Here is a 20,009-nt window from a genome sequence, read left to right as displayed (position 1 = left end):
CTCCTTTATAAAGATTTATTTCAAAACACAAATTTTAAACATAACAAATTTATTTTGGTATGTTTAATGAAGTTTATTTACCCATATGAGGGTTTAGCATATTTTTAGGCTCTAAAATTTTATCGATCTCTTCTTTGCTTAGATAGCCTCTCTCCAAGCAGATATCGCCAACAGCTTTACCTGTTTGAAGAGCTTCTTTGGCAATACTTGCTGATTTTTCATATCCTATATAAGGATTAAATGCCGTAACTATACCGACTGATCCAAGAACTGATTTCAAGCAAGCTTCAGGATTTGCGGTTAGTTTTCTAATAGCTTTCTCAGCTAGAGTTTTCATAGCATTTTCTAGGATAAATATAGAGTTAAATAGCGCATAAGCGATTCCTGGTTCAAACGCATTTAGCTCAAATTCTCCTCTTTCTGAGCAAAGCATAATAGTAACGTCATTTCCGATTACCTCATAGCAAGCCTCACCTACAACTTCAGCTATAACAGGGTTTACTTTACCAGGCATAATTGAACTTCCTGGTTGCATTTGTGGTAAATTTATCTCACCTAAACCGCATCTTGGACCAGAGTTCATTAAGCGAAGGTCGTTTGCGATTTTGCTTAAGCGAACTGCAGCTGTTTTTAATGCGCCACTTACATGAACGAAATCCGCAGTATCTTGAGTAGCAGCTATGAAGTCGTCTGCTGGTTTAAAGTTTACACCTGTAATTTGGCTTAGAATTTTATGAACAGAAGCTTTATAATCTGGATGGCAGTTAATGCCTGTTCCGATAGCAGTAGCGCCCATATTTAGATATGTCATCGATTCACGAGCAGCTGTGATTTTTTCTATATCGCTTTTAATATAGCTCGCAAATGCATTAAATGTATTTCCAAGTGTTGTAGGAACAGCATCCTCAAGCTCAGTTCTACCCATTTTTATAATATCTTTAAAATCTTTTGCTTTTACTTCAAGTTCTGTTTTAAGAAGTTCCATAGCCTTTAAAAGATCTGTTAGTTTTGCATAAGCGGCTACTTTGATAGAGCTTGGGTATGTGTCGTTTGTACTTTGACCTAGGTTTGTATGGTCATTTGGATGAAGGTATTGATATTCGCCTTTTTTATGTCCCATGCTTTCAAGTGCAATATTTGTAATAACTTCGTTTGAATTCATATTTGTAGAAGTTCCAGCACCACCTTGAATCATATCAACAACGAATTGATCTTGAAATTCTCCTGCAATCAATCTATCGCAAGCTTTTGCTATAGCCTCGGCTTTAGCGCCATCAAGTACGCCAACTTCTTTATTGGCTAGCGCAGCAGCTTTTTTAATTTGAGCGAAAGCTTTTATAAAATAAGGATAGTCACTAAGTTTTCTTCCACTCATGTGGAAGTTCTCAAGTGCTCTGAAAGTTTGAACACCATAATAAACGTCGTTAGAGATCTCAAGCTCACCTATGAAATCATGTTCTTTTCTAAAACCCATAACGGTCTCCTTTAAAAAAATTTTGATTACTGAAACTATACTACAAATTTTATAATTTTTAAATTAAACTATTAATTTTTTCTTTATTTTTATTTTTAAAAATATTTATAATTATTAGAAAATAAGCTCATTAATATTAAATAAAGCTTTAAAAAGATTAAATATATTTTGGTTGATTATGACAAACAGACGCTGTGCTAACATTTTTTTGATAATTCATCTATATAATAGCATTTCATGGTAATTACACTTTGAAAATATTTTTAAAATATAATTAAAAATAAAGTATATTTACGTCAACATCGATAATATTATTAATATTAATTTAAAATAAAATATTAGTCTATTTAAAATAGAAATATATAATAATACTTCTTCAATTTGCGATACAATATCAAAATATATGAATATATTGTTAAGATTATTGCAAAGTAACGGATAAGTAACTCTATAAAAATGAAATTTTCATTTCAAAAATGATATAAAAAGTAACCTTTATAACAGTTAAAAATAAAATTTAAAAATTTGAATATTGGTAATTTCATAGTTATGTAGCATAATGAATAATATTTTTTGTAGCAAAAAACCAATATAAAATATTTTGTTTTATATTAATATAAAAAGTTCTTTTTATTAATTAAGTAGTTTAATTTAAAATATAAATAAAAGAGTAGAGGTGAAATTTATAAATTTCACCATTTTTCAAAAAACAATAAATTTTACTTTTTAAGCTCCCTAATACGTGCAGATTTACCGCGTCTATCGCGAAGGTAGAATAGTTTCGCACGTCTTACGCGACCGCGTCTTAACACAGTTATACTCTCAAGGCTGTCGCTGTAGATTGGGAAAATTCTCTCAACGCCAACACTGTTTGCACCGATTTTTCTGATCATAAATGTTTCACCGGTTCCCCTTCCGCGTCTAGCTATACAGACACCTTCAAAGTTTTGAACTCTAGTTTTATCGCCTTCTTTAATGCGAATAGCTACACGAAGTGTATCGCCGGCACGAAATTCAGGCACAGACTTGCTTGCTATTTGAGCATTTTCAAATGCTTCAATATACTTATTTCTCATCTTTTATCCTTCATCAGCGGCTTGTATTTTCGGTATAAATCAGGACGGAAAAACCTAGTTTTGAAGCACGCCATATCATTTTTTAAAGCCTTGATTTTAGCATGATTTCCCTTTAAAAAGTCTGAAACAACATTTAAATTTTCATATATATTTGGCCTGGTAAAAGCCGGAGATTCTAAAAGTCCTTGCTCAAAACTCTCTTCACTTAAACTCTCTTCATTGCCCAAAACTCCGCTTATATTCCTAGATATAGCATCACTCATACAAAGGGCCGGCAACTCTCCACCGGTAAGCACAAAATCGCCTATGCAAAAAACTTCATCTACGTATCTTTCGACAATTCTCTCATCAACCCCTTCGTATCTTCCGCAAATAAAGCAAATATGCTTTTTTTTAGACAGCCTTTTTGCATCTTCTTGTTCAAATTTCTTTGCGGCAGGAGTTAAAAAAACAATATGAGTATTTAAGTTTTTGTCTTTTACAGATTTTATCGCATCTTCAAGAGGCTGAACGCTCATAAGAAGTCCTGCTCCCCCTCCTATCATATAATCATCAACTTTTTTATGCTTATCTTTACTAAAATTTCTTGGATTTACAAACTCAAGCTTTATTAGTCCTTCGTTAGTTGCGCGACCTAAGATAGAGTCCGTAAAATAAGGCTTGATTAAATTTTCAAAAAGCGTGATAAATGTGAATTTAATCATGAATTTTCTAAGATCAAAAAAGCGTTTTTGGTATAAATTATCTTGTTTTGTATATCTATTTTTTCTACGTAGGCGCTTATATATGGTATGTAAAAATTCTTAGCAAGTCCTTTTTGCACAAGCTCATTATCAGTCTTAATATAAAAAAGATGATTTGCACTGCCGTCTTCTATATCCTCAACTACTCCTAAATTTTGCTCATTTTCGTAAATTTTACATCCCAAAATGTCAAAATAAAAAAACTCATCTTTTTTTAGCTTGCAAGTTTGACGAGTAAGTTCTTTAGTGGTATATATAGTGCGATTTGTAAGAGTTTTAGCTAAATCGACATCTTCAAAATCATAAAAAAGGATAGAGCTATTTGCGCTATTAAAGCTTTTTACAACTAGCTCGTTACCGTCTTTATCTATAAATTTCGCATCTTTTTTAAATTGCTTAGGAAAATCGCTTTTGTCGTGAAGCTTAAGAAACCCTTTTAAGCCGACGCTTTTACCAAGTATGCCGACTTCTACCAGATCACTCTTCAAGCGGCTTTACCGTAACCCTATATGAAGTCGCATCTTTTGCCTTGCAACCTATTATTACAGTTTTTATAGCATTTATCATTCTGCCGTCTTTTCCTATGAGTTTACCGGTATCTACCTTATCGGCATAGACTATCACTTCGGCGAAATTTTCTCCCAACTCTACTCTTTCGACTTTTACTTTGTCGGGAAAATCTGCTATAAGTTTTGCGTATTCGCGTAAAAAATCTTCAACCATTGTTATTATTTGCTAGTTATTTTTGCAACTCTATCGCTAAGTTGTGCACCAACACCCTTCCAATAAGCAAGGCGCTCAGCATCAAATTTAACAACTTCAGGCTCAACCATTGGATTATAATATCCTATAGACTCTATCCAGCCGCCGTCTCTTCTTTTTCTGCTGTCTGTTACAACTATACGATAAAATGGTCTTTTCTTGCGTCCCATTCTTGTTAGTCTTACTACTGTTGCCATATCTTGTTTCTCCTTCTAAATTTTTAAATAAGGCTTAAATTTAGGCACAATTATACCCAAATTTAAGCCCATTTTTAACTAGGGCGATTTATCTTGGCTTGAGAGAGTAAATTTCCAAGTCCTCTCATACCATCTTTTCCTGAAAATTTCTTAGCGATTTTTGAAGCGTTTGTAAATTGTTTAAGAAATCTATTAACTTCTACCTGACTAAGACCCGCGCCTTGCGCCAAACGTCTTTTTCTGCTATTGTTTAAAAGATCGGGGTTTTCACGCTCTTTTAAAGTCATAGAATTTATCATGGCTCTTATATGAATTATCTCTTTTGAGTTATCCAAATCTATATCTTTTATCTGATTTGCCACGCCTGAAAGGCCAGGGATCATGCCTATGAGCGATTTCATATTTCCAAGCTTTTTAACACTTTCCATCTGTTCCAAAAAGTCGTTAAAATTAAACTGTCCTTTTTTTATCTTTTTATTAAGTCTTTTTGCCTCTTTTTCATCGATAATAGCGCTTGTTTTTTCAGCCAAAGTCGCCAAGTCGCCCTCACCCATAATCCTGCTTACTATGCGATCAGGTATAAAACTCTCCAAATCAGCTGTTTTTTCGCCAATTCCAACGAATCTAAGCGGTATATTTAGCTGCTTTGCTATTCCTATAGCAACACCACCTTTGCTGTCTGAGTCAAATTTAGATAGCACTACGCCTGTTATCGACAAAGCGTCATTAAAACCCGCTGCGGATTTTATACCGTCCTGCCCGCTCATCGCATCGGCAACATAGAAAATTTCATGCGGATTAAGCTCTGCTTTTATACTTTTTATCTCGCTCATCAAAGCTTCATCTATCGCAAGACGTCCCGCGGTATCAACCAAAAGCACGTCATAAAGTCCGCTTTTTGCCTTTTCAAGTGCCGCTTTTGCTACTTTTATCGGGTTTGTTTCGTTTTCTATACTAAAAAGCTCTATCTCATTAGCTTCGCAAAGTTGGCGAAGTTGCTCAACGGCTGCAAGTCTTTGAAGGTCGCAGGCCGCCACTAAAACTTTCTTTTTTCTAAGCTTTAAATAGCTTGCAAGCTTTACTGTCGTGGTTGTCTTACCGCTACCTTGAAGTCCCGCCATCAAAACCACAGTTGGGGCGACAGGTGCATAGACAAATCCTTGATTTCCAGGAGCCGTTAAAATTTTAGTCAAATTTGATTTTATAGAGTCTAAAAACTGCTTTTGCCCTATACTGCTTTGTTTCAAATCAGCCTCAATCAGCGCCAGCAAATCTTTAGTAACTTTGTGATGAACGTCGGCTTTTAAAAGAGCCTTTTTAAGCACATCAAGAGCGTTTTTTAACGCTTTTTCATCATCAACAAATCTGATTTTACTAACGGCCAAACGAAAAGATTCACTGATTTGTTCAAACACAACTTTACCTTTTTAAATTTATTTGCTAGCCAAATATGGCTTTTGGCTTATCCTAGGCACTTTAAAACACCTAAAATTTTGCCTGTTTATAATTAATTTAAATACATAAGGGACGCATTTTACTAAATTTTAGCTTTATCACTCTTTAAACTTCAAAATTCTTGCCTATCTCAAAGCCAAAATCATTAAAATCACTTCCCAAATTAGCGCTGAATTTATATCCTAAAATTTCTATTTTATACGCATGCAAATACATTCGCTTTGATCTGTTTTTAGCATATTTTTCATCGCCGACTATACCAAATCCGATATGATTTAGGTGCACTCTTATCTGATGAGTTCTGCCTGTTGGGATTTCAACTCTCACCAAGCTTTTTTTGCCCGCCACCATGACAGGTGAAATTATAGAAACAGCCTCTTTCCCATCTTTTGAAATTTTCGAATACGCTCCGCCTTTATTTTTAAGAGTGATTATAGGTTCATCAACTCTCACATCTTCACTTAAAATTCCTTTAACCATCGCGATATACTCTTTTTTCACTCGGTGATGTTTAAATTCCTCAATGGCTTTTTTTTGAAATTCCTCATTTTTAACAAGCAAAAGCACTCCACTAGTCTCTTTATCAAGACGGTGTAAAAGCGGAAATTTGTAAATTTGACTTACTTTTTCGGATGTCAAAAACGCAGGCTTATTGATAGCGATTAAATTTTCATCTTCAAATATCACGCTAGGCTTTGGCATCTTCTGCACGCTAAATTTAGTAGTAACACTCATCATTGCTCTTGCAACTACGATTTTTTGACCCCTTGCGCTTACTAATCCGCTATCTATGAGCTCCTTTGCTTCGTTGTTTGAAATTCCCTCTTGCAAAGCAAGGAGTTTATAAGCTTTTTCCTCTTTCACAACTATCCTTAATGTCTTTTATGATTTCATCCGCACTTCCAAGCGAACGGATTTTACTCTTTTTCAGCTCTTTTTTAAGTAAATCGCCGATATACTCGGCTTTAGTAAATACCACATCATCAACCTGTTCAAAAAGAGCCTTTTGGTTAAATATAAACTCGCCCGTAATTATACTATTTTCAAACTGAACCGCCTCGATCGGATTGTGTCCGCCGACATTTGGCACAAAACTGCCACCCAAAATCACGATGTCTGATATCGCATAGATATTTACAAGCTCGCCCATGGTATCAACAAGAACGCATTTGGCGCTAAAATTTTGAGATTTTGAAAATCTCTCAAAACTAAAGCCGTGATTGCGGGCAAATTTAGCCAAAATTTCACCCGCTTCATCAAATCTCTCAGGGTGGCGCGGAACCAAAATAAGCTTATCGCTTTCTCTTAAATTTATATGATTTAAAAGCAGCTCTTCTTCCCCTTTATGAGTGCTTGCAAGCACTATAATGCGCTCTTTTGGCTTGGTGTAAGCTTTACTAATGCTAGGTAAAAAGGCCGATTTGATATTTCCGTTTATGACTACGTTTTTTGCGCCAAGACTGATTAATCTTTGTTTATCAAGCTCGCTTTGCGCATAAATTTTATCTATAAATTTAAAAAATTCATTATAAAAAAACTTAAATTTCAAGTATCTTTTATAGCTTCTATCTGAAATTCTAGCATTTATCAAAATAACTCTTGAGCCTTTAAATTTAGCCCAAAACACAAGCATAAGCCAAAGTTCTGCTTCAAAGATAACTAAAATTTTAGATCTTTTAAGCCAAAAAGGGATAAAAATTTCAAACGGCAAAAATCTTGTGTTTGGCGTTATCTTTTTAGCTTCGTCAAATCCTGTTTTTGTTATCACGCTTACGGCCATACTCTCAAATTTCTTTAAAAGTGGCGCAATAGAGCGAATTTCACCAAACGAGCAAGCATGAAAATGAATGTCTGCTTCATTAAATTTGGGATTGTTAAAAAGAAAAAATCTAGCGGGAATCGAGCGGTGATATTTTGTTTTAAAAGCGATAAAAAGAAGCGGTAAAGCCCCGATCGCAAATGCAATCAGAGCTAAAATATAATATATTATTACCAAATTTTAGGGCTATTCAGCCGTCTCTTTATATAAAATTCTTCCGCAATGTGGGCAAGTAACGACATCTTCGCCCTTTATAACCGCAGAATAAGTTTTATCATTTATCTGCATGAAACAGCCATAGCATGCTTGTTTTTTTACAGGTACTACGGCGGTGTTGTGAGCCCATTTGCGAATTTTCTCGTAAAATGTAAGAATTTTTTGATTCATATCGCCGATCAGCTTATCTTTTTTTGCATAAATTTCAGCTCTTTCTTTTTCTATCGCACTTACCTCTTGAGCGATGTCGGCTTCAATTTTTTGCAGGCTTGTTGTAAGCTCGGCACTTTTAGCTTCAAGCTCGGTTTTTAGATCGTTTTTATTTGCGATTATCTTTTCAAGCCTTTCAATCTCATCATTCGCAGCCTCAAGTTGCTCTCTGGCAAGCTCATCTTCAAGCTGAAGAGCCTTGATCTCTTTTTCGGTTTTTGCTGCCGAGCTTTTCTTTGAGACATCTTTAATCTTGGCAGAAAATTCAGCGATATGAGCGTTGGTTTGCGATTTTTGAAATTTTAACTCGGCTACGGCTTCGTCAATATTTGAAATTTGCTCGGCAATGCCTGCTTGCTCATCTTTTGTCGCTCTTAAAACACGCTCGACTTTTTCTAGTCTAGGTCCAAATCCGTCAATCTCTTTATCGATTTGGGCAAGATCGACAAGCTGCTCTAAATATTTATTCATAACTTTCCTTTTTGTTTAGCGGTATACAAATGGGTTTTTTGAGTTAGTTATTATAATGAAAACTCCCAAATTTTGCAAATATTTTGCCAAGGATTCCCCAAAATAGCGCTCTGTTTCAAAATGCCCTATGTCTATCAAATTTAATCCGTTCATCTTAGCTTCAAGCGCTTGATGATATTTAAAGTCCCCGCTCAAAAATGCGTCGGCTTTAACTTTTGATATAAGATCTCCGCCGCTTCCAGTGCAGAGTGCAAGACGGCGAATTCTATTTTCGTTAGTAGTTTTTGCAACTCTTAAAGTTTGCAGGCTAAATTTATCCTTTATAAAATCACAAAGCTCTTCAAAGCTAAAATTCACATCCATATAAAGCAAAAATTCATCTTTTTCATACTCTTTAAAACCCAAAATTTCGCTTGCTACATATTCGTTTAGATGGCTTAAATCGTAATTCGTATGAAGGCTTATTAATGAAATTTCTTTTTTTATCATTTGCGTTATGAGCGAGCTTGGATAAAGACTTGAATTTATGCTTTTTAGTCCTTTAAATATCAGCGGATGGTGAGTAATGATAAGCGAATTTGGCTTAACTTTGCTCAAAAGCTCAAAATCAATATCAAGGCTTAGATAAATTTGACTCACTTCATCGTGGGGCGAGCCGATTATAAGCCCGCTATTATCCCAGCTTTCTTGATTTTCAAATGGGCTTAGCTCATTTAAAAATTTATAAATTTCAGCTATTTTCATTTACGAATTCGCCTCTTGCTCATCTATGCTAGCCTTGTAAGTTAGCGCGCACTCTTTGGCCAGCTCGCGAATTTTCAGGATATAATCTTGTCTTTGAGTTACGGAAATCGCTCCACGCGCGTCAAGCACGTTAAAAGTATGTGCCGCAAGCATGCAATAATCATACGCAGGAAGTGAAATTTTAGCCTCTAAGCAGTTTTTGCACTCATTAAAGGCGTTTTCAAACTGATTAAAAAGCATCTTCGTATCGGCAACTTCGAAGTTATATTTACTCCACTCATACTCGCCTTGCTTATGCACATCGCCGTAAGTTACGACATTGCCGCCATTATCGTCCCAAACGATGTCATATACGCTATCAACATCTTGCAGATACATAGCAAGGCGCTCAAGCCCGTATGTTATCTCGGCACTTATTAGATCGCAAGTGATGCCGCCCACCTGCTGAAAATACGTAAATTGCGTCACTTCCATACCGTCAAGCCAAACTTCCCAACCAAGCCCCCATGCGCCAAGTGTTGGACTCTCCCAGTTATCCTCGACAAAGCGGATATCATGCTTTTTAAGATCAAAACCAAGTTTTTCAAGGCTTTTTAGATAAAGCTCTTGGATGTTTTCAGGGCTTGGTTTGATTAAAACTTGAAACTGATAATACGCTCCCAAGCGGTTTGGATTTTCTCCGTATCTACCGTCAGTCGGACGGCGAGATGGCGCTACATAAGCTGTCGCCCAAGGCTTTTTGCCAAGACTTCTTAAAAATGTCGCTTGATGGTATGTTCCTGCGCCTGCGGGCATATCGTATGGCTGAAGTATCACACAGCCAAGCTCTTGCCAGTAGTTTTGCAGTGTTAAAATAATTTGTGAAAATGTCATTTTTATCCTTAATTTGTAGATACATAAATTTCTATTTTGTCTTTTAAATACTTTTCAAAGTCCGTCACGTAGGCTCTTTTTAAATTCGAGTTTTCAAAAAACTCCCAAATTTCACGCCAAAGCTCTGTCACGGCTTTCTCATCGGTGCCTTCTTTGCTAAATACGGCATATTTGCCAACTTCTACGGTAACTTTTTCATAAACTCCGCGCGGCGAGCCTTTGGTGCCAACAAGTAAAGAGTAAGAGCCGTTTACGTCGCTTTCATACTCATGATAAACGGCATAAATTTCATCCGTTCCGTTATAGCTGGAGTTTAAAAATTCTCTCCATAAATCAGCTATTTTACCGCCGCCGTTCATTTCGCTAGCGTTATCCGTACGAATTTTTAGTCCGCAAATTTCAAAGCTTTCTTTTTGCTCTACAATTTGCACTAGCTATCCTTGAAATTTTCCACAGCTTTATTCCACATGAGCTTATATTTACGCTTTAAGAACTCTATCTCTTCGTTAGCCTTTTTAAGCTGTTCGTTAAGCGTATCTATAGTCTTTCTATCATCATCGTAAAGCTCTTGCATAGAAAAAAGCGCCTCTTTTAAAAATTTATTCTCATTTCTTAGAGCATCAAGCGTTTCGTCCTTAGCGTCAAGCACCTTTTCGTGCAAATTTAGGATGGTTCCTATCGTCTTTTCAACGAAGCTAAACCCTTCGCTTGGCTTGCTTGTTATGCTTAAATTTGCGCTTACGCTTGGAACTACGCTCATCGTGCCTTCGTTTGCCTCTATGTAAATTTTGCCGTCTTGCTCTTTTGTATTTAGCACTCCGCGCTTTATCATGCCTTCTATCACTTCACGATCCAAATGCACAAGCTTGCAAAATTCATCGATGCTTAAATAAGTCTGCATTTTTGCTCCTTTTACGCGAGTAAGACCTCCACTTTTTTCGAGTCTTCCTCGACCGCTTTTGCCTTAGCGTCTCTATCGGCTCTTAATCTCTCATCAAGCGAGCTATCATTAAGCGCTAAAATTTGAAGCGCAAGATAGGCCGCATTTACCGCTCCGGCCTTGCCGATGGCAACTGTTCCAACTGGCATGCCCGCAGGCATTTGCACCGTAGAATAAAGCGCATCAACGCCGCTTAATGAGCTTCCGCCCATCGGTATGCCGATAACGGGGCGAGTTGTATTTGCAGCGATCGCTCCTGCCAAGTGAGCCGCCATGCCTGCTGCTGCGATAAACACCTGAGCTCCTCTGCTTTCCGCGCTTGATACATATTCGCTGGTTCTCTTTGGGCTTCTATGCGCCGAAGAGATGATAAGCTCATAGCTTACTTCAAATTTTTCTAAAACTTTCGCCGCTTCGTTTACTATCTCGTAATCGCTCTTGCTTCCCATTATGATCGAAACAAATTTCATCTTATCTCCTCTCTTAAAAAGCTAAATTCAGGCAACTTCACGCCTAAATTCACCTCATTTTCATTTCCGCTATGAATTTCGCTCATCTCTTTGCCTTTTTTCGTGATGAGCTTCTTCAACTCTATAAATTTCTTGCCATCTTTGGAGTAAATTTTACAAATTTCATTTTCCGTTTCGCTTACGTCTTTGCCGATTGGCATTACAAGCTCGTAAGGTCTGTTTAAAACTATCTTAAATTTGCACTTAAAGAACTCTCCATCCTCGCTTATGGCGTTTACTTGATGAGTGCCCTCTTCTAGGCTACTGAAGTGATTTTGCGTACTTGGTCTTTCAAAGGGTCTATGCACTAAGTATCCATCGGTAAAGCCGCGATTTTTAAGCGTATTTAGCTCCGCGTCATAAATTTGCGCGTCAAATTTACCCGCCATAGCGTCATCTATCGCCATTTTATAAGCTCTTGCTGTGCAAGCTGCGTAGTATTCGCTTTTGGTGCGCCCTTCTATCTTAAAGCTATCAACTACGCCTGATTTTATGATATCTTCTATGTGAGCGGCGAGCTTTAAATCCTTTGAATTCATGATATGAGTGCCGTTTTCATCCTCTTCAAGGCGAAATAGCACTCCGCTTTCATCGTTTTTGGCGTAAAGCTCGTATTTAAAGCGACAGTCATTCGCACAGCTTCCGCGATTTGCCATACGACCGCTTTGAACGGAGCTTACCAAACACCGCCCCGAATACGCAAAACACATTGAGCCGTGTACGAAAATTTCGATATCGAGCGTAGGAATTGCCTCTTTTATCTTGATCACATCTTTTAAATTCATCTCGCGAGCCACGACTATACGCTTTGCACCCATATCGTGATAAATTTTAGCATCCAAGAAATTTAGCACGTTTGCTTGCGTAGAGAGGTGAACCTCTATCTCAGGCGCTATCTCTTTGGCTAGACCCATAACGCCCGGCGTTGCGATGATGAAAGCATCCGGCTTCATCGCCGAAATCGTCTTTAAATGGCGCTTTAAAGGCTCTATTTGCGAGTTAAAAGGAAAGGCATTGACGGTAGCGTAAAATTTCTTGCCCTTTGAATGAGTATAATCTATCGCCTCTTCAAAGGTTTGCAAGTTAAATTCTCTAGCCGAGCGGGTTCTAAGCGAGAAACTTGCTACACTTGCATATACGGCGTCCGCTCCGTATTCAAGCGCGATTTTTAGTTTGGTTAAATTTCCTGCAGGACTTAATAACTCGGGTCTTTTCACTTCTTACCCAAACTTTCGATCAAGGCTTCGATATCATCATTACTTACCAAATTTTCAGTAGTCGTATCGCCTGCAATATGTACCGCAGATCCTACGCGCTTTTCATCATCGATCTTGCCCTCAAACAGACTGCTCATATATTTGCTAAGCGCGCGCATCACGTTTATAACGCGCTCTATCTTTTGGCGGTGGATGTCTTGATACTGCATCATATCCATGGTCATCATCACTTCATCTTCGCCCATTTGGATATTTCCTATCACATCCTCAATAGAGTTTAAAAGCTCGGTATTTTTATCAATTGCCTCTTGGAAAGCTCTAATATTAGGGAATTTTTCATGAAGTTTGTTAAAAATTTCTATGTTGTATTTGATACCGTCTTTTACAGTATTGCATCCTCCCTCGGCAGCCATAAAAAAATTATTGATAGCATCAAGCTTATCAAGCATCTGAGTAGCCTTTTCTTCGCTATCTTTAGTTACGTCATCAAGTTGATGAACCATTTTGTGATCATCAGTTGGTGGAGGTGGAGGCCAAGCTATATTTGCCGATACACGGTAGTCTTTGGCGTAGTTTTCGTTACTAAATGAATCATTAATCTCTTGCTTTGTATCTTTGATTTCTATCTCTTTATCTTCTTCTGCTAAAATTTCATCACTATCGTCAAGTCCGCCTGCCATCAGGGCGTCTAACTCTGCTTGTGTCATAAAATCTCCTTAAAATTTAAGCTGATTATATTAAAATTTATCGAAATATTAGTTTAAAAAAGCCAAAATTAACTTTTAAATCATTTTTATCTTTTTTATTTTTAAGGAAATTTATGAAAGTCAATCTGCACAACCACACTCCGCTTTGCAAACACGCAGTTGATGAGCCAAGAGAGTACGTTTTAGAAGCTATCAAATCAGGAACTAAATTTTTCGGCTTTTCAGATCATGCTCCAATGAGATATGATGAAGCATATAGAATGGGCTTTGACGAGATGGATGCATATGAAAATATAGTCTTAAATTTACGTAGTGACTTTAGCAATGAAATTGAAATTTTGCTTGGTTATGAGGTTGATTTTTTAGAGGGCTTTATGGATGATAGAATTTTTACTAGAAAGGTTGATTATCTAATCGGTTCGGTGCATTTTTTGGGCGGCTGGGGATTTGATAATCCCGAATTCATAGGCGAATACAAAAATAAAGATATAGATAAAATTTGGGAAGACTATTTTTATTGCATAGAAAAAATGGCAAAGTGTGGGAAATTTGATATCGTGGGACATCTTGACTTGATAAAAGTCTTTAAATTTTTGCCTAAAAAAGATGTTAGATTAATAGCAAAAAATGCTATAAAAGAAATAAAAAAAGCAAATTTAACAGTAGAAATAAATGCGGCCGGATTTAGAAAACCTATCGGAGAACAATATCCGTCAAATTTGCTACTTGAAGAGATTGTAAGTAACGGCATTACACTTACTTTTGGCTCAGATGCTCACGCAAAAAATCAGGTTGGACTAAACGGACAAAAGTGTGAAGATATAGCTAAAAATTTAGGGATAAACAAATGTGCTTGTTTTAAAAATAGGGATAAATTTTTAGTAGAAATTTGATCATTTTTCAATAGGGTAAAGAATTAGTATTAAATTAAACTTAAATACAATTAAATATGATAAAATTACGAGATTAAATTTTAAGGAGATATAAAAATGGGTAAATTTGTAAAGAGTATCGATCACTTTTTTGAATTTTGCAAAGAAAATGAAGTCAAATTTATAGATTTTAGATACACCGACATAAACGGCGCATGGCACAGCCTAACTTATAATGTAAAGGCGGTTGAAAAAGATCATTTTATCAACGGAATTCCTTTTGACGCTAGCTCTACAGGCGGTTGGCAACCTATTGATAAATCGGATATGATTTTAAAACTTGAGGCAGAAAGTGCGTTTTTAGATCCATTTACAGCAGATATTACCGCTGTAGTATTTTGCGATGTATTTGATATTTATAAAGATCAAATGTATGAAAAATGTCCGCGTTCAATCGCAAAAAAAGCAATGTCATATGTAAAAGAAAGTGGCATGGGGGATGTGGCGTACTTTGGACCAGAAAATGAATTTTTCGTATTTGATAACGTTAAAATCATAGATCAGCCAAACTGTGCAATGTTTGAAGTGGACACTGAAGAGGGAGTCTGGAACGATGCAAGAGACTTTAAAGATAGCTATAATACAGGTCATCGTCCTCGCACAAAGGGAGGATATCTAGCAACCCAGCCTATAGACAGCATGGTAGATTTGCGTGCAGAGATGGTTCAGGTGCTTGAGCAAGTTGGACTTGAAACTTTTGTCGTACATCACGAAGTGGCTCAAGGACAAGGCGAGATAGGCGTGAAATTTGGCACTTTAGTTGAAGCTGCCGATAACGTGCAAATTTATAAATACGTAGTTAAAATGGTAGCCCACCTAAACGGAAAGACTGCTACATTTATGCCAAAACCGCTTTATGGCGATAACGGAAGCGGTATGCACGTACATCAATCAGTTTGGAAAGACGGCAAAAATTTATTTTATGGCAAAGGAAATTACGCAAATTTAAGTGATTTTGCACGCTGGTATATCGGTGGAATTTTACATCACGCAAGAAGCGTGGCGGCATTTACAAATCCAAGCACAAATAGCTATAAACGCTTAATTCCAGGCTTTGAAGCTCCTTCAATACTAACATACTCAAGCCAAAACCGCTCGGCTTCTGTTAGAATCCCTTACGGTTCTGGTGAAAAATCTGTTCGTGCAGAAATTCGCTTTCCAGATAGCACAGCAAATCCATATCTAGCATTTTCAGCTATGCTTATGGCAGGACTTGACGGAGTAAAAAATAAATTTGAGCCTGTTGGGCCTATGGATGAGAACTTATTTAAACTACATCTTGACGAAATTCGTGAAAAAGGTATAGAGCAGTTACCGCATACCCTAAGAGGAAGCCTTGAAGCTCTAATTCGCGACAATGAATACTTAAGTCCTATTATGACAGATGTATTTATAGATGCATTCCAGCACTATAAATTTGAGACGCAAGTTTGGCCTTATGAGGCAAGACCTACAGCATATGAGTTTAAAACTTGCTATTCTTGCTAGAACAAGGGGTAATTCCCTTGTTTAAATTTATAAAATTTAGTGTGTTTTTCGATATTTCTTCATATATTCTTGACAAATAAGTTGTTTTTGCGTATAATCACACTTCATTTTTAAAAAATTGTCTTGTTAGCTCAGTAGGTAGAGCATTTCACTTTTAATGAAGGGGTCGCTGGTTCGAATCCAGCACAGGACACCATTTTAGGTCGCTTAGCTCAGTTGGTAGAGCGCCACCCTTACAAGGTGGATGTCATAAGTTCGAGTCTTATAGCGACCACCATTTATTTTGGTTGCGGCGGTAGTTCAGCTGGTTAGAATATCGGCCTGTCACGCCGGAGGTCGCGGGTTCGAGCCCCGTCCGCCGCGCCATTTTCGTTTTTATTTTTAAGTCTTGTTAGCTCAGTAGGTAGAGCATTTCACTTTTAATGAAGGGGTCGCTGGTTCGAGTCCAGCACAGGACACCATTTTTATTAGGGTTATGACCCTTTCGTCTAGTGGCCCAGGACTCTACTCTCTCAGTGTAGCAACAGAGGTTCGAATCCTCTAAGGGTCGCCACCAAAGGCTAAATTTTAGCTTTTTGTTATTTAATTTAGGTCGCTTAGCTCAGTTGGTAGAGCGCCACCCTTACAAGGTGGATGTCATAAGTTCGAGTCTTATAGCGACCACCATTTATTTTGGTTGCGGCGGTAGTTCAGTTGGTTAGAATATCGGCCTGTCACGCCGGAGGTCGCGGGTTCGAGCCCCGTCCGCCGCGCCATTTTAAAATCTTAGTGTGTGCCTCGTTAGCTCAGCTGGTAGAGCATATCACTCTTAATGATGGGGTCGTAGGTTCGAACCCTACACGGGGCACCATTTTTCTACTGTTTATCCAATTTGGCCCATTCGTCTAGCGGTTAGGACACCAGCCTCTCACGTTGGTAACACGAGTTCGAGTCTCGTATGGGTCACCATTTGTTACTTTTTTAAAGTAACGTTATTAATACTATATATAAATAGTCCCAATTTGTCGGACTTTAGAAAAAATTATATCATAAAGACTTATCTACTTCGGTAGGATAAGTGTAATAATTTATGTAATAATTTTTTCGCTCGTAAAACATTATTACATTTTACGAGTTTGCATTAACATAACAAACCTAAATTTAATTTTTTAAATTAAATACAAAGGTAATGTTATGAAACATAATTCTAACACAAAAAGACCGTTAAACAAAGATCCTGAGGCTTTTTTGAACAATCTGGAATACTACGGTAATGGTAAAGCCGTTAGAGTCGTATTCCTAATAGTACAAATGGACTTTTGGTTGAGGTGCTACCTAGTGGCCGAAAAACTATAAAGTATAGATATACTTCTATAGGTGGCTACAATGTAATTCGTAGCATAGGAGAATGGGGTGTAATTACTCTTGCAGAAGCCGAAGAGAAATGTAGAACCCTAATTAATTCCCATAAGCGTGGCGAATTTGTCTCAAAAGCCCCTGATATATCATTCGCACAAGCTTGTGAAAAAGCATTGACGTGGTACTCATCGGTTAATAATGTCAAGCCTAAAACAGTTGAAACTCATAGAAAAAGACTTCGTGAAAACTCTATATCTCAATTAGGCAATAAAAAGCTATCCGAAATTAACGAAAAAGACATACATAATATATGTAAATCTTGAACATCAAAGAAAGCTAGCCACACTTAAGAGAATTCATCAGCTATTTCGCATGATCTTTGATTATGCCATCAAACACGAACTAATAGAAAATTCTCCTATGGATAAAGTTAGATATGATGACTTTTAATATTCACAAGCACTTTAAAACGCTCTTTCTAATTTTTTCATTGTTGTCATGGATATATTTCCTATCAAAGACTCTAGCTCCAAATAAGACAAAACAAGCTTATGGTTAGAATTTAACAGCTCATTTTGTATGCGAAAAACCTTTGCTTGAGCGTCAAAAAGATCAACTATATCCTTTAGTCCATCGCCGTATGCCTGCTGGACAAAATCTCTATAAACTAATGAATTTTCTAGAGAGGACTTGGTTAATTCTACCTCATCAATTAAATTTAAAAATTCGCTCACAGCTTTTTCTGAATCTACTTGTATCTTGTTTTGCGAATTTTTTGACGCTCTATATTTGACAAATTTAGTAAACGCGCCTCTTCTATTCTCTCAGCAGTCTGACCTCCGGTAAATAAAGGCAACACAAAGCTTATCGTGCTTTGCAATTTATTATTTTCATCTAGTGGGAATTTGCGATCCATGTATCTATCGTTGTAGTAACCCAAATTTAAATTTACGCTAGGCAGATGTTCGCTTTTACGTTTTTTAAGCTCTTCTTCTGATATTTGTGCTAGTATCTCGCTTTGTTTGTACTGCAAATTTTTTGTTATATCATTAAATTGCTCTAATGCGATATTTTTGAAAAAATTCAGATCTAAATTTGAGAGCTTCTCATTTACTTCGATCTGCTTGCCTATAATGCTTGCAAGCTCAAGGCTAGCTATTTGAATTTGTTGTTTGGTTTTATTTATATTTAGCTTTGCTTCATCAAGCCTTACTTTTGATTCCAGCATATCCATTTTATTGCTTAATCCAAATTCTAGCGACTTTTGAATTTTTTTAAACCTCACCTTAGTGACCTCTTCGTACTGCTTGGCAAATTCTAAAGAGCTTAGAGCGTAAGAGTAGTCAAAATATGCTTTTGCCACTTTCTTGGCTAGATCTTGCTCTACAGCCCCACATTTATGAGGTCGCTTCCAAATTCTCTTAGCTTGTCTTGATTAAGCTCATACCAACTAGCCGGCCTAAAAATGATTTGATTTACACTAAGTCCGTATCTTATATAGCTCTCATCTATCTTAAGGTGGTTTTTCTTGTACTTTTGTCCGTTGTAAGACATACCAAAGCTAAGGCTAGAAAAAAACGATGCCAATGTCTGCTTTGTTCTTTCTTTTGTAGCAAAGCCTTCGTATATGTTTTGTTTTAAAGTATGGTCATTACTAAGAGCCATTTCATAAGCTCGAGAGAGGCTAGTATCTTGCGCAAAAACGGTTAAATAACAAAATATAGATAATAGAATTTTACTCTTCATTAAAGACCTTAACAAACATTTCCGAAAAAGGTTTTATCATATAGCTTAGTATCGTTCTCTCGCCTGTTTTAGCAACTACTTCAGCAGGCATTCCAGGAAGCAAGAAGAAGTTATTATCTTCCATCGATTTAAGCCCCTCTGGAGTTATTTCGGCTTTTATCTCATAGTATGCAAAATCTCTTTTATCTACTAAGCTATCAGCTGAAATATATATGATTTTACCTTCCACAACTTTGCTTTGAGATGTGTGAAATGCGCTAAATCTGATATCGGCATTAAGCCCCACCGATACATTATCGATATCAGAAATTCCAAGCTTTGCATCTATGATATTGTCATCATTTTTATGTATTAATAAATATATGCAAAGCTATAGAGTATATTGTTAATATATTTGTTTCTAATAAATTGTGCTTTTACACTTAGTTGTCATAATGACCTTTACAAGCAATAATGCAAATATCGTTATCTTCCATTAAATAGACTAGACGATATTCGCTATCTATACGCCTACTCCAGAACCCTGATAAATTTCCTTTTAATCCTTCAGGTTTTCCAATTCCATCAAAAGGATTTCTGCTTATATCTTTTATAAGCATATTTATACGTTTTAATATACTCTTGTCTTCTTTTTGCCAATACAAATAATCGCTCCATGCATCAGCAGTCCATTTTATAGTTTTTGCCGGCATATTACTCTTCTATTAACTCGTTTTCTATAAATTTTAACTTCCCTGATTTATACTCAGCCATTTTTTCTTCTAAATAAAGCATATTACTTCTTGAGTAAAAAGGATCGGAAACTGATACTTCAAACGGTATCCTCTTTTCTGTTCCTAATTTTTTAAGAAATATATTAATTGCTGTGGACATAGATAGACCAATCTCTTCGCAAACTTTTTCAGCATTCTTTTTAACGTTATCATCTATTCTTAAGCTTATTTGAGCCATATTATTCCTTTTTTTGTTTTATTATAGCATAAGTATATTATTTGTAAAGCAAAAATACAAAATATATTGAGTAAATATATTTTATAATAGTAATTTTATAAAATCAATGCTATCATTTTAAGTGCTAATACATTATACGAT

The 20,009-nt window shown here is 36.5% G+C and carries 26 protein-coding genes and 9 tRNA genes; 12 read left to right on the top strand and 23 right to left on the bottom strand.

Annotated elements, in window-relative coordinates; all coding sequences use genetic code 11:
* Nucleotides 1-73: 73 nt before the first annotated feature.
* The 17 genes from CDOMC_RS03190 to CDOMC_RS03110 form a co-directional block, all read right to left on the bottom strand.
* Nucleotides 74-1,474, bottom strand: a complete 1,401-nt coding sequence (locus CDOMC_RS03190) for an aspartate ammonia-lyase (protein ID WP_172127854.1) — start codon at nt 1,472-1,474, stop codon at nt 74-76.
* 719 nt (nt 1,475-2,193) lie between these two features.
* Entirely contained in the window at nt 2,194-2,550 is a 357-nt protein-coding gene (rplS, locus tag CDOMC_RS03185) for a 50S ribosomal protein L19 (protein WP_172127852.1), read from the bottom strand.
* Entirely contained in the window at nt 2,547-3,251 is a 705-nt protein-coding gene (gene trmD / locus CDOMC_RS03180) for a tRNA (guanosine(37)-N1)-methyltransferase TrmD (protein ID WP_172129628.1), read from the bottom strand. The genes rplS and trmD overlap by 4 nt, the downstream gene beginning before the upstream one ends.
* Complete coding sequence (gene rimM, locus CDOMC_RS03175; protein WP_172127850.1) at nt 3,251-3,781, bottom strand: ribosome maturation factor RimM; 531 nt, start codon at nt 3,779-3,781, stop codon at nt 3,251-3,253. Before rimM ends, trmD begins: the two co-directional genes overlap by 1 nt.
* On the bottom strand, nt 3,771-4,016 hold the full coding sequence (locus CDOMC_RS03170) for a KH domain-containing protein (protein ID WP_169973604.1): 246 nt from the start codon (nt 4,014-4,016) through the stop codon (nt 3,771-3,773). Before CDOMC_RS03170 ends, rimM begins: the two co-directional genes overlap by 11 nt.
* Before the next feature lie 5 nt (nt 4,017-4,021).
* On the bottom strand, nt 4,022-4,252 hold the full coding sequence (rpsP, locus tag CDOMC_RS03165; protein ID WP_169941939.1) for a 30S ribosomal protein S16: 231 nt from the start codon (nt 4,250-4,252) through the stop codon (nt 4,022-4,024).
* A gap of 74 nt (nt 4,253-4,326) precedes the next feature.
* The gene (gene ffh, locus CDOMC_RS03160; protein WP_172127848.1) at nt 4,327-5,667 is read right to left on the bottom strand and encodes a signal recognition particle protein; all 1,341 of its coding nucleotides are present in this window, start codon (nt 5,665-5,667) and stop codon (nt 4,327-4,329) included.
* A 145-nt stretch (nt 5,668-5,812) separates the two neighbouring features.
* The gene (locus CDOMC_RS03155) at nt 5,813-6,571 is read right to left on the bottom strand and encodes an RluA family pseudouridine synthase (RefSeq protein ID WP_172127846.1); all 759 of its coding nucleotides are present in this window, start codon (nt 6,569-6,571) and stop codon (nt 5,813-5,815) included.
* Nucleotides 6,549-7,703, bottom strand: a complete 1,155-nt coding sequence (waaA, locus tag CDOMC_RS03150; RefSeq protein ID WP_172127844.1) for a lipid IV(A) 3-deoxy-D-manno-octulosonic acid transferase — start codon at nt 7,701-7,703, stop codon at nt 6,549-6,551. Before waaA ends, CDOMC_RS03155 begins: the two co-directional genes overlap by 23 nt.
* A 9-nt stretch (nt 7,704-7,712) precedes the next feature.
* On the bottom strand, nt 7,713-8,423 hold the full coding sequence (locus CDOMC_RS03145) for a zinc ribbon domain-containing protein (protein ID WP_172127842.1): 711 nt from the start codon (nt 8,421-8,423) through the stop codon (nt 7,713-7,715).
* Between the two features lie 15 nt (nt 8,424-8,438).
* Nucleotides 8,439-9,167: a Nif3-like dinuclear metal center hexameric protein gene (locus CDOMC_RS03140; protein ID WP_172127840.1), complete on the bottom strand. Its 729-nt coding sequence runs from the start codon at nt 9,165-9,167 to the stop codon at nt 8,439-8,441.
* On the bottom strand, nt 9,168-10,040 hold the full coding sequence (gene glyQ, locus CDOMC_RS03135) for a glycine--tRNA ligase subunit alpha (RefSeq protein ID WP_172127838.1): 873 nt from the start codon (nt 10,038-10,040) through the stop codon (nt 9,168-9,170). It lies immediately after the preceding gene.
* An 8-nt stretch (nt 10,041-10,048) separates the two neighbouring features.
* The gene (locus CDOMC_RS03130; protein WP_172127836.1) at nt 10,049-10,471 is read right to left on the bottom strand and encodes a GyrI-like domain-containing protein; all 423 of its coding nucleotides are present in this window, start codon (nt 10,469-10,471) and stop codon (nt 10,049-10,051) included.
* Complete coding sequence (locus CDOMC_RS03125) at nt 10,471-10,941, bottom strand: DUF3972 domain-containing protein (RefSeq protein WP_172127834.1); 471 nt, start codon at nt 10,939-10,941, stop codon at nt 10,471-10,473. The genes CDOMC_RS03130 and CDOMC_RS03125 overlap by 1 nt, the downstream gene beginning before the upstream one ends.
* A gap of 11 nt (nt 10,942-10,952) precedes the next feature.
* Nucleotides 10,953-11,450: a 5-(carboxyamino)imidazole ribonucleotide mutase gene (gene purE / locus CDOMC_RS03120; protein WP_170019159.1), complete on the bottom strand. Its 498-nt coding sequence runs from the start codon at nt 11,448-11,450 to the stop codon at nt 10,953-10,955.
* On the bottom strand, nt 11,447-12,706 hold the full coding sequence (locus CDOMC_RS03115) for a peptidase U32 family protein (protein ID WP_172127832.1): 1,260 nt from the start codon (nt 12,704-12,706) through the stop codon (nt 11,447-11,449). The genes purE and CDOMC_RS03115 overlap by 4 nt, the downstream gene beginning before the upstream one ends.
* Nucleotides 12,703-13,413, bottom strand: a complete 711-nt coding sequence (locus tag CDOMC_RS03110) for a chemotaxis protein (RefSeq protein ID WP_172127830.1) — start codon at nt 13,411-13,413, stop codon at nt 12,703-12,705. Before CDOMC_RS03110 ends, CDOMC_RS03115 begins: the two co-directional genes overlap by 4 nt.
* A 113-nt stretch (nt 13,414-13,526) precedes the next feature.
* Between CDOMC_RS03110 and CDOMC_RS03105 the strand changes: the two genes are divergently transcribed.
* The 12 genes from CDOMC_RS03105 (at nt 13,527) to CDOMC_RS03050 (ending at nt 17,494) form a co-directional block, all read left to right on the top strand.
* Nucleotides 13,527-14,306 (top strand): histidinol-phosphatase, encoded by a 780-nt coding sequence (locus tag CDOMC_RS03105; RefSeq protein ID WP_172127828.1) that lies wholly within the window; start codon nt 13,527-13,529, stop codon nt 14,304-14,306.
* A 96-nt stretch (nt 14,307-14,402) separates the two neighbouring features.
* On the top strand, nt 14,403-15,833 hold the full coding sequence (gene glnA, locus CDOMC_RS03100; RefSeq protein WP_172127826.1) for a type I glutamate--ammonia ligase: 1,431 nt from the start codon (nt 14,403-14,405) through the stop codon (nt 15,831-15,833).
* 120 nt (nt 15,834-15,953) lie between these two features.
* Nucleotides 15,954-16,029 (top strand) — tRNA-Lys (locus CDOMC_RS03095).
* A 5-nt stretch (nt 16,030-16,034) separates the two neighbouring features.
* Nucleotides 16,035-16,110 (top strand) — tRNA-Val (locus CDOMC_RS03090).
* Between the two features lie 12 nt (nt 16,111-16,122).
* Nucleotides 16,123-16,199 (top strand) — tRNA-Asp (locus CDOMC_RS03085).
* 19 nt (nt 16,200-16,218) lie between these two features.
* Nucleotides 16,219-16,294: transfer RNA gene (locus CDOMC_RS03080), tRNA-Lys, on the top strand.
* A gap of 16 nt (nt 16,295-16,310) precedes the next feature.
* Nucleotides 16,311-16,386, top strand: a tRNA-Glu gene (locus CDOMC_RS03075).
* 37 nt (nt 16,387-16,423) lie between these two features.
* A tRNA-Val gene (locus tag CDOMC_RS03070) sits at nt 16,424-16,499 on the top strand.
* Nucleotides 16,500-16,511: 12 nt separating this feature from the next.
* Nucleotides 16,512-16,588: transfer RNA gene (locus tag CDOMC_RS03065), tRNA-Asp, on the top strand.
* A 19-nt stretch (nt 16,589-16,607) separates the two neighbouring features.
* Nucleotides 16,608-16,683, top strand: a tRNA-Lys gene (locus tag CDOMC_RS03060).
* Between the two features lie 23 nt (nt 16,684-16,706).
* Nucleotides 16,707-16,781, top strand: a tRNA-Glu gene (locus CDOMC_RS03055).
* A 359-nt stretch (nt 16,782-17,140) separates the two neighbouring features.
* Nucleotides 17,141-17,494, top strand: a complete 354-nt coding sequence (locus tag CDOMC_RS03050) for a hypothetical protein (protein WP_172127824.1) — start codon at nt 17,141-17,143, stop codon at nt 17,492-17,494.
* A 141-nt stretch (nt 17,495-17,635) separates the two neighbouring features.
* Here the strand turns inward: CDOMC_RS03050 and CDOMC_RS10235 are convergent, their stop codons facing one another.
* From CDOMC_RS10235 to CDOMC_RS03020, 6 genes are all read right to left on the bottom strand, one after another.
* The gene (locus CDOMC_RS10235; protein ID WP_172127822.1) at nt 17,636-17,905 is read right to left on the bottom strand and encodes a TolC family protein; all 270 of its coding nucleotides are present in this window, start codon (nt 17,903-17,905) and stop codon (nt 17,636-17,638) included.
* Between the two features lie 14 nt (nt 17,906-17,919).
* On the bottom strand, nt 17,920-18,534 hold the full coding sequence (locus CDOMC_RS03040) for a TolC family protein (RefSeq protein ID WP_172127820.1): 615 nt from the start codon (nt 18,532-18,534) through the stop codon (nt 17,920-17,922).
* Nucleotides 18,535-18,554: 20 nt separating this feature from the next.
* Entirely contained in the window at nt 18,555-18,917 is a 363-nt protein-coding gene (locus CDOMC_RS03035) for a TolC family protein (RefSeq protein ID WP_172127818.1), read from the bottom strand.
* Entirely contained in the window at nt 18,907-19,203 is a 297-nt protein-coding gene (locus CDOMC_RS03030; protein WP_172127816.1) for an HlyD family secretion protein, read from the bottom strand. Before CDOMC_RS03030 ends, CDOMC_RS03035 begins: the two co-directional genes overlap by 11 nt.
* A gap of 136 nt (nt 19,204-19,339) precedes the next feature.
* Nucleotides 19,340-19,609: a Txe/YoeB family addiction module toxin gene (locus tag CDOMC_RS03025; RefSeq protein WP_172127814.1), complete on the bottom strand. Its 270-nt coding sequence runs from the start codon at nt 19,607-19,609 to the stop codon at nt 19,340-19,342.
* Nucleotide 19,610: 1 nt separating this feature from the next.
* Nucleotides 19,611-19,868: a type II toxin-antitoxin system RelB/DinJ family antitoxin gene (locus tag CDOMC_RS03020; protein ID WP_172127812.1), complete on the bottom strand. Its 258-nt coding sequence runs from the start codon at nt 19,866-19,868 to the stop codon at nt 19,611-19,613.
* Between the last annotated feature and the right edge of the window lie 141 nt (nt 19,869-20,009).

The organism is Campylobacter sp. RM16192 (assembly GCF_004803855.2).
Taxonomy (GTDB): Bacteria; Campylobacterota; Campylobacteria; order Campylobacterales; family Campylobacteraceae; genus Campylobacter_A.
This window is presented reverse-complemented; position numbering and strand designations above follow the sequence as displayed.